Raw genomic sequence first — 14,870 nt, forward strand, 5'->3', positions numbered from 1 at the left:
TTGTCCGCCACGCTCCACCCGGGTCGTCGCTCTGCGTGAACTACGCTCGCAATCCGGTGGCAGGGAGAGGAGCGGATCCGTGGCGGATTTCGTCGGGCGGCGGCGTGAGCTCAAGGAGCTGCGCGAGGACATCGCGCGGACCGGGCTCGACACCCTCTCCGGCCGCAAGGCCAAGGCGCCACGGGCCCGGGTCCTGCTGGTCGCCGGGCGACCGGGCTCCGGGCGCACCGCCCTCGCCGAGGCCTTCGTGCACGAGGTCGCCGAGGAGTACCCCGACGGAGTGCTCCGCACCCGGCTCACCGCCCCCGGCGGGGAGACCGTGGCCACCGAGCGGGCCGTCCGGAGCCTGCTGGAAGGACTGGGGCTGCCCACCCCGCCCGGGGCCGGTGAGGACGAGCTGAGCTCCGCGCTGCGCACCGCCCTCGAAGGCCGCCGGGCGATCATCCTGGTCGACGACGCCGCCGATCCGCAGCAGGTGGACGCCCTGCTGCCGGACACCCCCGAGTGCCTCGTCGTGGTCACCGCCGAGGGGCCGCTCACCGGGATCCCCGACGTGCGGCCCTGCACCCTCGGCGGACTCGACACCCCCTCCGCCGTGGAACTGCTCGCCCAGCGCATCGGCGACACCCGGGTCACCGCCGACCCCCGCGCCGCCGAGGCCCTCGCCGAGGAGTGCGGGGGCCAGCCCGCCGCGCTCGTCCTCGTCGGCGGGTGGCTCGCCGCCCACCCCAAGGCCGCCGTCGCCGACGTGGCCAAGCAGCTCCACGACATGCCCGCCACCACCGGCGGCCCGCTCGCCCGCGGTTTCCGGCTGGTCTACGAGTCCTTGCCGCAGCCCGCCCAGCGGACCCTGCGGCTCCTGCCGCTCGCCCCGGCCGGCATCGTCGACTCGCACACCGCCTCCGCCCTCGCCGGCTGCTCGGTGGCCGCCGCCCAGTCCACCCTGGACGACTTCGCCGGGCTGGGCCTCGTCCGCCCCTCCCGCGACGGCCTCTTCCTGCTGCCCGGCTGCCTCGCGCCGCTGCTCCAGGCCCTCCTGGAGGCCAAGGAACGCCCCGCCGAGGTCCAGCTGGCCCGGGCCCGGATGCTGGAGCGCACCGTACGGCTGCTGCACTCCTGCCGGGCCATGGCCGAGGCCGAGGAGCCCGGGGTGGACGCCGCCGTCGACGACGACCTCCGCGAGCTGCTGGACGGCCTGCCGCGCGCCCTGCGGTTTCCCGACCGGCGGGCCGCCACCACCTGGCTGGACACCCGGCTGCCCGCGCTCACCGCGGCCGCCTCCCTGGCCGTGGCCGACGGAGGGCTGGACACCCTGGCCCGCCGGCTGGTCGCGGCCCTCGTGCGGGCGCTGGCGGACCACCGGGGCACGGCCGGGGCCGCCCCCGAGCTGTACGGGCTGCACCGGCTGGTCCTGGACGTGGCCGAGCGCCGCGGCCTGCACCGGGAGCAGGCCGCCGCGCTGCTGAACCTGGCCGACCTGGACGCATCGACCGGCCGTACCCACGAGGCCCTGGAGCGCTACCGGGCCGCGCTGGACGCCGGACGGGCGGCGAACGATCCGTACGCGACGGGCCGCGCGATGGAATCCGTAGGAGGCGCTTACCAGGAACTGGCGGACTGGCACCGGGCCTCCGACTGGTTCGGCCGGGCGCTCTCGCAGGCCCTCGCACGGGGCGAGCGCGCGGACGAGGCCCGGCTCTACGGGCGGCTCGGGAACGTCCACACCTACGCGGGGCGGTACGGGGACGCGCTGCGCAGCTGGCGGGCGGCCGCCGCGGGCTACCGGAAGCTGGCCGATGTGCCCGGTCAGGCAAAGGCGTTGAGCGAGATGGCGCGGGTCCAGGAGTACGCCGGTCGGCCCGAGGAATCGCTGCACACCTGCCGAGAGGCGGTGGAGCTGGCCCGTAGGGCGGGCGACCAGCGACTTCAGGCCGCACTGCAGGTCCGACTGGCCGACACGCTGGACAGGCTGGGGGACCCCGCAGCTGCCAGGCTGCACCGCTCCGCAGCCGACAGATTGCTGGGAGATGACCCCGCAGCCTGCGAAATCCGTAGTGCTTCCGACTGAGATTATTGGTTTGCAAGGCTAGACAGCGACTCATCCTTCATTAGACTGGGTTCACCGCGGCATCCCGTGGTGCATCCCGTTGCGCGTTCTTGTGGGCGGGTATGTATGGAAGTGCCCCGTAATATCCCCTGAGCCAAGGACCGTGATCGACGATGAAGGTCGGCATCCCCCGCGAGGTCAAGAACAACGAGTTCCGGGTCGCCATCACGCCCGCCGGCGTGCATGAGCTGGTCCGCAACGGCCACCAGGTCTTCATCGAGCAGAACGCCGGTGTGGGCTCCTCGATCACGGACGCCGAGTACGTCTCGGCCGGCGCCGAGATCCTCGGTACCGCCGACGAGGTCTGGGCCACCGCCGACCTGCTGCTCAAGGTCAAGGAGCCCATCGCGGAGGAGTACCACCGCCTCCGCAAGGACCAGACGCTCTTCACCTACCTGCACCTGGCGGCCTCCCGCGAGTGCACGGACGCCCTGCTGGAGTCCGGCACCACCGCCATCGCGTACGAGACGGTCGAGCTCGCCAACCGCGCGCTGCCGCTGCTCGCCCCGATGTCCGAGGTCGCGGGCCGTCTGGCCCCGCAGGTCGGCGCCTACCACCTGATGCGCTCGGCCGGCGGCCGCGGCGTCCTCCCGGGCGGCGTCCCCGGCACCCACGCCGGCGAGTGCGTCGTCATCGGCGGCGGCGTCTCCGGCTGGAACGCCGCGCAGATCGCCATCGGCATGGGCTTCCACGTGACCCTGCTGGACCGCGACATCAACAAGCTCCGCGAGGCCGACAAGATCTTCGGCACGAAGATCAAGACGATCGTCTCCAACGCCTACGAGCTGGAGAAGGCCGTCGTCGAGGCCGACCTCGTCATCGGCGCGGTGCTGATCCCGGGTGCGAAGGCCCCGAAGCTGGTCACCAACGAGCTCGTCGCCAAGATGAAGCCCGGAAGTGTCCTTGTCGACATTGCGATCGACCAGGGCGGCTGCTTCGAGGACTCCCGTCCGACCACTCACGCCGAGCCGACCTTCCAGGTCCACAACTCGGTCTTCTACTGCGTCGCCAACATGCCGGGCGCGGTTCCGAACACCTCCACCTACGCGCTGACGAACGCCACGCTGCCCTACATCGTGCAGCTCGCGAACCTCGGCTGGGTCGAGGCGCTGCGTCGTGACCCCGCGCTCGGGCTCGGCCTCAACACCCATGACGGCCAGGTCGTTTACGGTCCCGTCGCCGAGGCCCACGGCCTCGAGACCCTCGAGCTGAGCACGCTGCTCGGCTGACACGTCAACGACTGACGTCAATCTCACGTATCCGGCCGGACCTTGCCCGCAAGGTCCGGCCGGACGCGTTTGCGCGGTGCCCCAAGACCCCGCTCAACTCGCCTCGAACGTAACCCTTTAACCCTTTCGCACACCCGCGAAACTTCGTAGCGACAGCTCGTGCGCCCTTGACAGAGCGGTGTTCGGTTGCCGACACATCGTGCCGGGTCCGGCGGATTGTGTTGCCGCTGGGCGGTGACACGCCATAGAGTCGCCAACCGTCGGCATGGTGCCACGCTGACCTATCGATAAGTGTCCTGGTCACGTCCGAGGAGGTAAGACGACTTGTGAATGAGTCGACATTTGCTCCTGGGGGTGGTCGAGCAGGGATGCCTGAGCGGGGCCAGGGCCCTACCGGGCTCGAAGCTGTCGGCTCCGTCGCAGTACGCACCTTCGCAAACCACCAGCACATGACGACGCCCCAAAAGAGCATGGACGGCCTAGACGTGAACTCCAGGGCCGGCGACCTGAGCGGCGAAAAGCCCGTGGGTTTCGCCGACTACGACAATGTGCCCGAGGGGCACTTCTACGACCCCGACGCGGAGTACGAACCGGACCCCGAGTACGCGGCCACTCTCGCCCCCGACGCTGCCCGTCAGCGCCGTGAGCGGATCGGCCCGACCGGACGCCCGCTCCCGTACTTCCCGATCCCGGGTCCGCTGACCGACCACGGTCCGGCGAAGATCATCGCGATGTGCAACCAGAAGGGCGGCGTGGGCAAGACCACGTCGACCATCAACCTGGGTGCCGCGCTCGCCGAGTACGGGCGCCGCGTGCTGCTCGTCGACTTCGACCCGCAGGGCGCGCTGTCCGTGGGTCTCGGCGTAAACCCGATGGAACTCGACCTGACGGTCTACAACCTGCTCATGGAGCGGGGCATGTCGGCCGACGAGGTGCTGCTCAAGACGGCGGTCCCCAACATGGACCTGCTGCCGAGCAACATCGACCTGTCCGCTGCCGAGGTGCAGTTGGTCAGCGAGGTCGCGCGCGAGTCGACCCTGCAGCGGGCCCTGAAGCCCCTGATGGCCGACTACGACTACATCGTGATCGACTGTCAGCCCTCGCTCGGTCTGCTGACCGTGAACGCCCTGACGGCGGCTCACAAGGTCATCGTCCCGCTGGAGTGCGAGTTCTTCGCGCTGCGCGGCGTGGCACTGCTGACCGAGACCATCGAGAAGGTGCAGGAGCGGCTCAACCCCGAGCTGGAGCTCGACGGCATCCTCGCCACGATGTACGACTCCCGTACGGTGCACAGCCGCGAGGTGCTGGCGCGCGTCGTCGAGGCCTTCGACGACCACGTCTACCACACGGTCATCGGCCGCACGGTGCGCTTCCCGGAGACCACGGTCGCCGGTGAGCCGATCACGACGTACGCGTCCAACTCCGTCGGCGCCGCCGCCTACCGCCAGCTGGCCAGGGAGGTGCTCGCCCGGTGTCACGCCGAGTGAGTCTGCCCGGAGCCGACGAACTGTTCCGCACGACCGGGGGGATGGCGCTCCAGCCGTCCTCGCCGCGGCGCGGGGTCGAGGAGACGCCCGCCGCAGAACACTCGGCCACTTCGGCCGAGGGCACGGCGAGCGAGGGCCGTGGCCGGGAGGCCGCGGACACCGGCGGGCCCGTCGTGGGGCAGCCCAGGCGACCGCAGGAAGGTTCTGTCGGACCGGCCGGCGGCGTGGGGTCGGCCCCGGCCGGCGCGGGCCGCCGGAGCAAGGGGCAGGGCCGGGGCGCGAACCGGCGCCCCAGCGGCCGCGAGCGCCACGACGAGAAGATCACGGTCTACGTCTCCGCCGAGGAGCTCATGGACCTGGAACACGCGCGGCTGGTGCTGCGCGGGGAGCACGGACTGGCGGTGGACCGGGGCCGCATCGTCCGCGAGGCGGTCGCGGTCGTCCTCGCCGATCTGGAGTCCCGCGGCGACGCGAGCATCCTCGTACGGCGCCTGCGCGGCCGCTGACCGCCCTTCGGGCCCGCTCTCCCGGTGCCGGGCCCGTCCGGGCCGCGCACGTGCCCTGGCTCGACCTGCGGCCCGCCTTCCCGCCGCCCGGGGCCAGGTCCGGGCCGCCTGCGCGCCGCTCGGCCCGCGGCGCGCGCTCCCGGAGCCGGGCCCCGGCAGGCGTCCGCCCGGCGACCGGGCCTCCGGACGATCTGCGGCCCGCCCCCCGGAGCTCCGCCCCGTCGCGGGGAGCCGCCCGCATGGGGCCCGTACGGGCGGGGGAACGCCGGTCCTGCGGTGCGGCGCCGTGCCGGGCGCTGGTCCACCGGGGAGTGCGGGGGAGCCCGTAGGCTGCTGGTGGCCGCGGCCACGGCGCCCGGTCCTCCACGCCGCCCCCCATGCACCTCCTGGACATCGATGCCCCTCCCCGCCGAATCCGGCCGACCGACCCGGCGCGTCCTGGGGCGCGGCCCCGGCGCCCCCGACGCGGCCGGGCGATCGGACGGGCACGACGCAGGAGCGGGGCTCGAAGCCCCTGAGGCGCCCGCTGCGCGCCCCGCGCCGACAGCTGGCGGTACCGAGCCGGAACGTTCCCCCGGGCCCGCAGACGGGCAGCAGGAGCATCCTGAGCCCGGTCCGGCCCCGCACGCCGAAGCCCGGGAAGCCGAGGTCCCTGACGCCGAAGCCCGGGACGCCGAGGGCTCGGCCGATGCTCCGCACCCGCACGCCCCGCGGGCCCGCGAGGCGGCGGCCGGTGATCCTGGCCAGGGCACCGACACCGCGCCCCCCGCGAGCGGCGACGGCCGGTTCACCCTGCGGCTCGCCAACTTCGAGGGCCCCTTCGACCTGCTGCTCCAACTGATCTCGCGGCACAAGCTCGACGTCACCGAGGTCGCGCTGTCCAAGGTCACCGACGAGTTCATGGCGCACATCCGGGCCATGGGGCCGGACTGGGACCTCGACCAGACCACCGAGTTCCTCGTCGTCGCCGCCACCCTCCTCGACCTGAAGGCCGCCCGGCTGCTGCCGGTCGCCGAGGTCGAGGACGAGGCCGACCTCGCCCTGCTGGAGGCCCGGGACCTGCTCTTCGCGCGCCTGCTCCAGTACCGCGCGTACAAACAGATCGCCGAGATCTTCGAGCGGCGCGCCGAGGCCGAGGGCAGGCGGTACCCGCGGACGGTCGGGCTGGAGCCGCACCACGCGGACCTGCTGCCCGAGGTCGTCATCAGCATCGGGCCGGAGGGGTTCGCCCGGCTGGCCGTGAAGGCCATGCAGCCCAGGGCCAAGCCCCAGGTGTACGTGGACCACATCCACGCCCCCCTGGTCAGCGTGCGCGAGCAGGCCGGGCTGGTGGTGCGGATGCTGAAGGCGCGCGGGGAGGCCACGTTCCAGGAGCTCACCGAGGACGCCGGGGACACCCTCACCGTCGTCGCGCGCTTCCTGGCCCTGCTGGAGCTCTACCGGGAGAAGGCGGTCGTCCTCGACCAGGAGGAGGCGCTGGCGACCCTCACCGTGCGCTGGAGCGGCGGGGACGGCGACGGCATGCCGACCGTGACCGACGAGTTCGACCAGATCGTGGAGGCGAAGGATTGAACGGCGACGTGAGCGCGGTGGCGGCGCTGGAGCTGAAGCCGGCCCTGGAGGCCGTGCTCATGGTCGTGGACGAGCCAGCCACCGAGGCGCACCTGGCCAAGGTGCTGGAGCGCACCCCGCGCGAGGTCGGTCAGGCGCTGCGGGAGCTCGCCGACGAGTACACGGCCGCGCGCCGGGGCTTCGAGCTGCGGCTGGTCGCCGGCGGCTGGCGGTTCTACACCCGGGCCGCCTACGCGCCGGCCGTGGAGGGCTTCGTACTGGACGGCCAGCAGGCCCGGCTCACCCAGGCGGCCCTGGAGACCCTGGCGGTCGTCGCGTACCGGCAGCCGGTGAGCCGGTCGCGGGTTTCCGCGGTCCGCGGAGTCAACTGCGACGGGGTCATGCGGACCCTCCTCCAGCGGGGTCTGGTGGAGGAGGCGGGGACGGAACCCGAAACAGGTGCGATCCTGTACAGGACGACGAACTACTTTCTGGAGCGGATGGGCCTGCGCGGCCTGGACGAGCTCCCGGAGCTCGCGCCCTTCCTCCCCGAGGCGGACGCGATCGAAGCCGAGACGCAAGAAGGTGTGCCGTCGTTCGATCCGGACGCACCGGACACCGATGAAGACGACAAGACGACGGAACTTTGATGCGAAGCAGCGGCAACGGCAACGGTGGCGGCAACAGGAACAGCGGCGGCGGCGGAGGCGGCGGGCGCGGTAACGCCCGCGGCGGCTCCTCCAGTGGCGGCGGTGGCTACCGCGGGAGCGGCTCCGGCGGTGGCAGCGGCTCCGGCGGCTCCCGTGGCGGTAGCTCGGGCGGTTACCAGGGCGGCTCCCGCGGCGGCAGCTCCGGCGGCTCCCGCGGCGGTAGCTCGGGCGGTTACCAGGGCGGTTCGCGCGGCGGCAGCTCCGGCGGCTCCCGCGGTGGCAGCTCGGGCGGTTACCAGGGCGGCTCCCGCGGCGGCAGCTCCGGCGGCTACCAGGGCGGCTCCGACTCGCGCGACCGCGACCAGCCGGCCCCCCGCATCCGCAACCCGCGTCCCGAGGAGCGCCGCTACGACGTCGGCCCCGAGGGCGAGCGCAGCGGACGCAGCGGCCCCAAGGCGGGCGGCGGCGGTGCCCGCGGCGCCGCGGCGCGCGGTGGCGCCAAGGGCGGTCCCCGGACCTCCAAGACCCCCGGCATCGGCGGCGCCGGCGGCCCGCGCAGCGGCCCCGGCAGCCGGAGCGGCCAGTCCCGCCCCCGCGAGCTGGACGCGCGGATCGAGGAGCGCGTGCGCGACCGGTACGCCGACAAGCCCGTGGTCAAGACCCCGAAGACCTTCCCGGGTGCCGAGGAGGAGGGTGAGCGTCTGCAGAAGGTGCTCGCCCGCGCCGGCATGGGTTCGCGCCGCGCCTGCGAGGAGCTCATCGAGCAGGCCCGCGTCGAGGTCAACGGCGAGATCGTGCTGGAGCAGGGCAAGCGCGTCCTGCCGAAGGACGAGATCAAGGTGGACGGCCTGACGGTCGCCACCCAGTCGTACCTGTTCTTCGCTCTGAACAAGCCCGCCGGTGTCGTCTCCACCATGGAGGACCCGGACGGCCGTCAGTGCCTCGGCGACTACGTCACCAACCGCGAGACCCGTCTCTTCCACGTCGGCCGGCTCGACACCGAGACCGAGGGCATCATCCTGCTCACCAACCACGGTGAGCTGGCCCACCGCCTCACGCACCCCAAGTACGGCGTGAAGAAGACGTACGTGGCGGCCATCACCGGCCCGCTGCCGCGCGAGATCGGCAAGCGGCTCAAGGACGGCATCGAGCTGGAGGACGGCTACGCCCGCGCCGACCACTTCCGCGTCGTCGACCAGGTCGGCAAGAACTACCTGGTCGAGGTCACCCTCCACGAGGGCCGCAAGCACATCGTCCGCCGCATGATGGCGGAGGCCGGCTTCCCGGTCGAGAAGCTCGTCCGGACCTCCTTCGGTCCGATCGAGCTGGGCGACCAGAAGTCCGGCTGGCTGCGCCGCCTGACCAACACCGAGGTCGGCATGCTGATGCGCGAGGTCGGCCTCTAGTACGCAGACCGGTCGCCGCGCAGGCGGCCGGTCCGATCGCAGAAAACCCGCGGTGCCCCAGGGCGCCGCGGGTTTTCTGCTTGTCGGGGACCCGCGCCACTGTTTATAGTCAGTCTGACCATTAAACAGTGAGGGGGTCGCCATGAGTTGGAGCATGAGCTGGACCGAGGTGCTCGGCTTCGCCACCGGCGCCCTGTGCGTCTGGCTGGTCGCCCGGCAGCACGTGGCCAACTGGCCGATCGGGATCGCCAACAACGTCTTCTTCATCGTGCTCTTCGCCCAGGCCGGCCTCTACGCCGACGCCGGGCTCCAGATCGTCTTCATCGCCCTCGCCGCCTACGGCTGGTGGTCCTGGACCCACGGGGGTGGACCAGGATCCGCCGAGGCCCTGCCGGTGCGCCGCACCACGCGCACCGAATGGGCCGGGCTCGCCGCGGCGGGGGCGGTGGGGGTGCTCGCGCTCACCCTGCTGCTGGGCCGGGCCACCGACTCCACCGTCCCCTTCTGGGACGCAGCTACCACCGGGCTCTCGCTCGTCGCCACGTACGGACAGTGCCGCAAGCTCGTGGAGTCCTGGTGGCTGTGGATCGCCGCCGACCTCGTCTACATCCCGCTCTACGCCCACAAGGGCCTCTACCTGACCTCCGCGCTCTACGTGGGCTTCCTCGCCCTGTGCGTGGTCGGACTCCTCGGCTGGCGGCGCACCCTGCCCGCGCGGGAGACCCGTACGGCGGCGGAGGCGACGGCATGAGGCGCCACGGGCACGGCCTGGTCCTCGGCAAGTTCTACCCGCCGCACGCCGGGCACCACCACCTCGTGCGCACCGCCCAGGACCAGTGCGAGCGGCTGACGGTACTGGTGTGCGCGGCCTCGGTGGAGTCGGTCCCGCTCGCCGACCGCGTCGCCTGGATGCGCGAGGCGCACCCCGGGGCCGAGGTCGTCGGCGCGGTGGACGACATCCCGGTCGACCTGCACGACCCGGAGATCTGGGAGGCGCACATGGCCGTCTTCCGCGGCGCGGTGCCCGGGCGGGTGGACGCCGTGTTCACCTCGGAGGAGTACGGGAGCGAGCTCGCCCGGCGGTTCGGCGCCGAGGAGGTCCTGGTGGACCGGGAACGGACGCTGTTCCCGGTGTCCGGTACGGCGGTGCGCAGGGACCCGGCCGGCTCCTGGGAGTTCCTCGGGCCGGCCGTGCGGGCCGCCCTGACCCGACGGGTCGTCGTCCTCGGCGCGGAGTCCACCGGGACCACCACGCTGTCGCGGGCCCTGGCGGACCACTACCGGCGGCGCGGCGGCGTATGGGCCAAGACGGGCTGGGTCGCCGAGTACGGGCGCCGGTACAGCGAGGAGAAGCTGGCGGCGGCCCGCGCCGCCGACCCGGCCGCCTCCTGGGCGGACGTCTCCTTCACCTCGCAGGAGTTCCCGGTCATCGCGCGCCACCAGGACGCGGACGAGGAGCACGCGGCCCGGCTCGGCTCCCCGGTGCTGTTCTGCGACACCGACTCGTTCGCGACCGGGATCTGGCACGAGCGGTACATGGGCGGCCGCAACGCGGAGGTCGAGCGGATCGCGGACCTCACCCGGCGGGACCTGTACCTGCTCACCGACCACGCCGACGTGCCCTTCGAGGACGACGGACTGCGGGACGGGGAGCACCTGCGGCCCTGGATGACCGAGCGGTTCCGGGCGGAACTGGAGCGCACCGGGAGGCGTTTCCTCGTCGTGCGCGGCGACCGGGCGGTCCGGCTGGAGGCGGCCGTCCGGGCCGTGGACGCGCTGCTGGCCGAGGGCTGGCACTTCACCGACCCCCTTCCGGAGAACCGATGACCGCCGGCTATGACCCGTACGCCTTCGAGCCGTTCGCGGTGACCGTCGACCTGGCCGTCTTCACCGTGCGCGGCGGAGCCCTGCACGTCCTGCTGATCCGGCGCGGCCAGGAACCGTACGCCGGTGCCTGGGCGCTGCCGGGCGGGTTCGTCCTGCCGCGGGAGTCCGCCGAGACCGCCGCCCGGCGCGAGCTGGCCGAGGAGACCGGCCTGCCGGACCGGCTCGTGGCCGAACTCCACCTGGAGCAGCTGCGCACGTACAGCGAACCGGACCGCGACCCCCGGATGCGGGTGGTGTCGGTGGCCTTCACCGCCCTCGTCCCGGACCTGCCGGAGCCGGCGGCCGGGGGCGGCGGGGACGCGGCGCACGCCCGCTGGACCGCGTTGGACGAGGTCTCGGAACTGGCCTTCGACCACGCGGTGATCCTGGCGGACGCACGCGAGCGGATCGGCGCCAAGCTGGAGTACACCTGCCTGGCCACCGGCTTCTGCCCGCCCGAGTTCACCCTCGGCGAGCTCCAGTCCGTCTACGAGACCGTCTGGAACACCAGCCTCGACCGTCCCAACTTCCGCCGCAAGGTCCTGGCGACGCCGGGGTTCGTCGAGGCCGTGCCGGGCGCGGCCCGGCTGACCGGCGGCCGCGGCAAACCGGCCGCCCTCTACCGGCCCGGTCCGGCGACCACCCTCCACCCACCCCTGCTGCGACCGGAAGGATCCACCCGATGACCAAACGAGCCGCGACCGGCGCCATGATCGGCCTGGCCCTGGGCGACGCCCTCGGCTTCCCGACCGAGTTCAACGACGTGCCCTCGATCCTGGCCAAGACGGGCCCCTGGCGCGAGATGAGCCTGCCGCGCCCGGCGATCGTCACGGACGACACCCAGATGACCCTCGCCCTGGCCCGCGGCATGCGCACGGCGGCCGGGCGCGGCCCGGTGGGCCCGCTGCGCCTGACCCGGCCGGTCCGCGAGGAGTTCGTCGACTGGTACCACTCCCCGGAGAACAACCGGGCCCCGGGCCGCACCTGCATGACGGCCTGCCGGCTGCTCGACGCCCCGGACCGGGACTGGCGCGACGCCAGCCAGATCGGCTCCAAGGGCTGCGGCGCCAACATGCGGGTGGTCCCGGTCGGGCTGGTGCCGGACTGGACCGAGGAGGAGCGGGCGGGCGCCGCGCAGCTCCAGTCGGCCCTCACCCACGGGCACCCGACGGCGCTCGCCGCCTCCGACCTGACCGCCCGGGCCGTGTACCTGCTGGCCGAGGGCGCCGAGGTGACCGGGCTCGTCGGGCGGCTGCGCTCGTACGCCCTGGAGAACCGCACCCGCTACCACGAGCGCTGGCTGGGTGACCTGTGGATGCGGACCGCGTCCGACGCCTCTGCGGAGTCCTTCATCGCCCGGGGCTGGGACGAGTGCCTGGCCGTGCTGGACCGGCTCGCGGCCGCCCTGCGGTCCCCCTCCCCGGAGACCGACCCGTGCCTGGCCACGGGCGACGGCTGGATAGCCGAGGAGGCCCTCGCCACCGCCCTGCACTGCTTCCTGCTCTTCCCCGACGAGCCGCTGACCGCGCTGCGCCGGGCCGCCTGTACGCGCGGCGACTCCGATTCCATCGCCTGCCTCGCGGGCGCCTTTGCCGGAGCCCACCTCGGCGCCGACGTATGGCCCCGCGAGTGGGAGGGCCGCATCGAGTACCGGGACGAACTCCTGGCCTTCGGCACCCTCTGGGACGCGTGACCCGTGCTGGACGCACTGAGCATCGACCTGACCCCCGTCGTGGCGGAGCAGCCCGACCCGCTGCTCTTCGCCACGGTCTCCGGCGCGCACCTGTACGGCTTCCCGTCCCGGGACTCCGACATCGACCTGCGCGGCGCCCACCTGCTCCCGGCGCAGGACCTGCTGGGCCTGCGCGAGCCGGAGGAGACCCGGACCCGCATGTGGGACCGGGACGACGTGGAGATGGACCTCGTCACGCACGACCTGCGCAAGTTCGTCCGCCTGATGCTGAACCGCAACGGCTACGTCCTGGAGCAGCTGCTCTCCCCGCTCGTGGTCCACACGACGGCGGCGCACGAGGAACTGATCGCGCTGGCCCCGGGCGTGTTGACCTCCCACCACGCCCACCACTACCGGGGGTTCGCGGGCACCCAGTGGCGGCTCTTCGAGAAGTCCGCCGAACTCAAACCGCTGCTCTACGCGTTCCGGGCGCTGCTCACCGGCATCCACCTCATGCGGTCGGCCGAGGTGCAGGCGCACCTGCCGACCCTGCTGGCCGAGGTGCCGGAAGCGCCCCCGTACCTCGCCGCCCTCGTCGAGGCCAAGGTGGCCGCCGAACACGGGGGCTACGAGGGCCCGCCCGTCGGCGGCGTGCGCGCGGACCTCGAGGCGCTGCACGCCGTGCTCGACGCGGCTCAGGCCGCTTCCGCGCTGCCCGAGCAACCGACGGCGTACGACGCGCTCGACGCGTTCGTCGTACGGCGGCGCGTGCTACGCGGCTGACGCGCGGCGGGTGCGGACCAGGAAGTCCTGCACCCGGGCGTGGTCCGGCTCCGCCGGCAGCACGGTCGAGTCCAGGGCGCGCTCCGTCTCCTCCTGGAGGCGGGCCATCCAGGCGTCGACCTCCTCCCAGGTCAGCTCGCCGCGGCGGACCGCGAGCAGGCGGTCGCGGTGCGGGCCGGCGTCGATGGTCAGCCGTCCGGTGCGCAGCAGGTCACGGCAGGACAGCAGGAGGCGCAGCAGGTGCATGGCGTGCTTCCAGCGCGGTGCGCCGTGGACCCGGACGTCGGCGAGGAGCTTGCCGCGCTGGGAGGCCGCGTACCGGCTGAAGCTGGTGTGGGCCCGGCGGGAGAGGAAGGCCCCGCGGAGGGAGAGGAGTTCCTCGCCGACCGGGGTGACCTCGTGCACCAGGGGGGAGTGCAAGCACTCCAGGATGTTCGGGTTGGCCCGCAGGGCCAGTTCGCAGAAGCGCTCCAGCTCCCAGGAGAACTCCTCGTCCCGCGGGCCCTCCACGTGGGTGGGGGGCTTCTCGAACCGCCAGAACAGCGGCGTCGGGGCGAGGTAGACACCGCGCAGGTCGGTGTCGCTCGCCTCCGTCGCCAGTCCGAACGCCCGGGAGCCCATCACGCACCGGTAGACGGTGTGGTCCCGTACCAGCGTCAGATCGTCCATCCGGGGAGCTTAGGCGTCTGACCTGCCGCTATGCGAGCGAGATATTGCCGTCCGTCGCGACCTTGATCTTCTTCTCCGCCAGCCCCTTGGTGGCCGGGCCCTTGGTCACCGCGCCGTCGGCGACCGCGAACTTGCTGTTGTGGCACGGGCAGTCGATGCTGCCGTCCTCCACCTTGTTGACCAGGCAGCCCTGGTGGGGGCAGACCGCCGTGAAGCATTTGAAGGTGCCGGCCTTGGGCTGGGTGACCACGACCTTCTCCTCCTTGAAGACCTTGCCGCCGCCCACCGGAATGTCCGCCTTCTTGGTGAGGGCCTTGCCGGCCGCGGCGCCCGTGTCCGCCGAGGTGGCGGGAGCCGGGGCGGCGGGCTCGGCGGGCTGGGCGGGAACCTCGTTCGGTTCCCCCGGGGCGGCCTTTTCACCGCCGTCGCTGCCGCAGGCGGTGATCGCGCCGCCGGCCAGGGCGGCCGCGCCGATCGTCAGTACCGTGCGCCGGGCGGTGTGCGTGAGGTCGCTCATGAGTCTCTCCTCGCTTCGTGGCCGGATGGCGTCAGCATCCTGGCCTGCGGCGGGCCTCAGGTGAAGCCTGCCGCGCCGGTTCATCGGCCCGGTTCCCATGGGGCCAGTGAGGCAGGGCTGCCGGGTGTGCGTACGACCTCCCACACGTGGATCACGGCTTCCCGGTTCAGCGGGCCGTGAACATGCGGGTATCGGCCGCCGGAATCACTCTCCCGGCGGACCTCGGCGGTCAGCACGCCCTCGTCGAGCTCCACCGCGAGCAGGATCCCGGGTACCGACCGGTAGTGCGCGTCGACGATCGCGAGTGCCGTGGGACGGTCCGCGGAACAGTGGACGAACCCCTCGGCCTCCAGCGAGGGCGGGGCGTAAGGGAGCTCGGGGGAGACGGCCCAGTCGGCGAGCGGGACGATGTGGAAGATCATGAGGA

General features: G+C 72.9%; 15 protein-coding genes. 12 read left to right on the forward strand and 3 right to left on the reverse strand.

Annotation, left to right across the window (positions count from 1 at the left end; all coding sequences use genetic code 11):
- The first annotated feature begins 79 nt into the window (after nt 1-79).
- From OG386_RS32600 to OG386_RS32655, 12 genes are all read left to right on the forward strand, one after another.
- Nucleotides 80-2,068 (forward strand): tetratricopeptide repeat protein, encoded by a 1,989-nt coding sequence (locus OG386_RS32600; RefSeq protein ID WP_328791054.1) that lies wholly within the window; start codon nt 80-82, stop codon nt 2,066-2,068.
- A gap of 152 nt (nt 2,069-2,220) precedes the next feature.
- Nucleotides 2,221-3,336, forward strand: a complete 1,116-nt coding sequence (gene ald, locus OG386_RS32605) for an alanine dehydrogenase (RefSeq protein WP_327386192.1) — start codon at nt 2,221-2,223, stop codon at nt 3,334-3,336.
- 368 nt (nt 3,337-3,704) lie between these two features.
- Complete coding sequence (locus OG386_RS32610; protein ID WP_078626630.1) at nt 3,705-4,823, forward strand: ParA family protein; 1,119 nt, start codon at nt 3,705-3,707, stop codon at nt 4,821-4,823.
- A complete protein-coding gene (locus OG386_RS32615) occupies nt 4,808-5,329 on the forward strand; it encodes a hypothetical protein (RefSeq protein ID WP_328791055.1) in 522 nt (173 codons plus the stop codon). Before OG386_RS32610 ends, OG386_RS32615 begins: the two co-directional genes overlap by 16 nt.
- 396 nt (nt 5,330-5,725) lie before the next feature.
- Nucleotides 5,726-6,901 carry a segregation and condensation protein A gene (locus OG386_RS32620; RefSeq protein ID WP_328791056.1) on the forward strand — a complete coding sequence of 392 codons (1,176 nt, stop codon included), beginning with the start codon at nt 5,726-5,728 and terminating at the stop codon, nt 6,899-6,901.
- Nucleotides 6,898-7,530 (forward strand): SMC-Scp complex subunit ScpB, encoded by a 633-nt coding sequence (gene scpB, locus OG386_RS32625; protein WP_266598149.1) that lies wholly within the window; start codon nt 6,898-6,900, stop codon nt 7,528-7,530. The genes OG386_RS32620 and scpB overlap by 4 nt, the downstream gene beginning before the upstream one ends.
- The gene (locus OG386_RS32630) at nt 7,530-8,936 is read left to right on the forward strand and encodes a pseudouridine synthase (RefSeq protein ID WP_328791057.1); all 1,407 of its coding nucleotides are present in this window, start codon (nt 7,530-7,532) and stop codon (nt 8,934-8,936) included. The genes scpB and OG386_RS32630 overlap by 1 nt, the downstream gene beginning before the upstream one ends.
- Before the next feature lie 154 nt (nt 8,937-9,090).
- Nucleotides 9,091-9,687, forward strand: coding sequence for a nicotinamide riboside transporter PnuC (gene pnuC / locus OG386_RS32635; protein WP_328791058.1), 597 nt, complete (start codon nt 9,091-9,093; stop codon nt 9,685-9,687).
- Complete coding sequence (locus OG386_RS32640; RefSeq protein WP_328791059.1) at nt 9,684-10,763, forward strand: AAA family ATPase; 1,080 nt, start codon at nt 9,684-9,686, stop codon at nt 10,761-10,763. Before pnuC ends, OG386_RS32640 begins: the two co-directional genes overlap by 4 nt.
- Nucleotides 10,760-11,488, forward strand: a complete 729-nt coding sequence (locus OG386_RS32645; protein ID WP_328791060.1) for an NUDIX hydrolase — start codon at nt 10,760-10,762, stop codon at nt 11,486-11,488. Before OG386_RS32640 ends, OG386_RS32645 begins: the two co-directional genes overlap by 4 nt.
- Nucleotides 11,485-12,495: an ADP-ribosylglycohydrolase family protein gene (locus tag OG386_RS32650; protein WP_328791061.1), complete on the forward strand. Its 1,011-nt coding sequence runs from the start codon at nt 11,485-11,487 to the stop codon at nt 12,493-12,495. Before OG386_RS32645 ends, OG386_RS32650 begins: the two co-directional genes overlap by 4 nt.
- Nucleotides 12,496-12,498: 3 nt before the next feature.
- Entirely contained in the window at nt 12,499-13,257 is a 759-nt protein-coding gene (locus OG386_RS32655; protein WP_327386200.1) for a nucleotidyltransferase domain-containing protein, read from the forward strand.
- On the opposite strand, the gene OG386_RS32660 is transcribed toward OG386_RS32655, so the two are convergent.
- The 3 genes from OG386_RS32660 to OG386_RS32670 all read right to left on the reverse strand — a co-directional run bounded on the left by OG386_RS32660 (nt 13,246) and on the right by OG386_RS32670 (nt 14,865).
- Nucleotides 13,246-13,926, reverse strand: coding sequence for a nucleotidyltransferase domain-containing protein (locus tag OG386_RS32660; RefSeq protein WP_328791062.1), 681 nt, complete (start codon nt 13,924-13,926; stop codon nt 13,246-13,248). The two genes, OG386_RS32655 and OG386_RS32660, sit on opposite strands and share 12 nt — an antisense overlap.
- Nucleotides 13,927-13,954: 28 nt before the next feature.
- Nucleotides 13,955-14,443 carry a Rieske (2Fe-2S) protein gene (locus tag OG386_RS32665; protein ID WP_328791063.1) on the reverse strand — a complete coding sequence of 163 codons (489 nt, stop codon included), beginning with the start codon at nt 14,441-14,443 and terminating at the stop codon, nt 13,955-13,957.
- Between the two features lie 80 nt (nt 14,444-14,523).
- Nucleotides 14,524-14,865: a DUF952 domain-containing protein gene (locus OG386_RS32670; RefSeq protein WP_328791064.1), complete on the reverse strand. Its 342-nt coding sequence runs from the start codon at nt 14,863-14,865 to the stop codon at nt 14,524-14,526.
- Nucleotides 14,866-14,870 lie beyond the last annotated feature (5 nt).

The organism is Streptomyces sp. NBC_00273, assembly GCF_036178145.1.
In the GTDB taxonomy this organism is placed as follows: domain Bacteria; phylum Actinomycetota; class Actinomycetes; order Streptomycetales; family Streptomycetaceae; genus Streptomyces.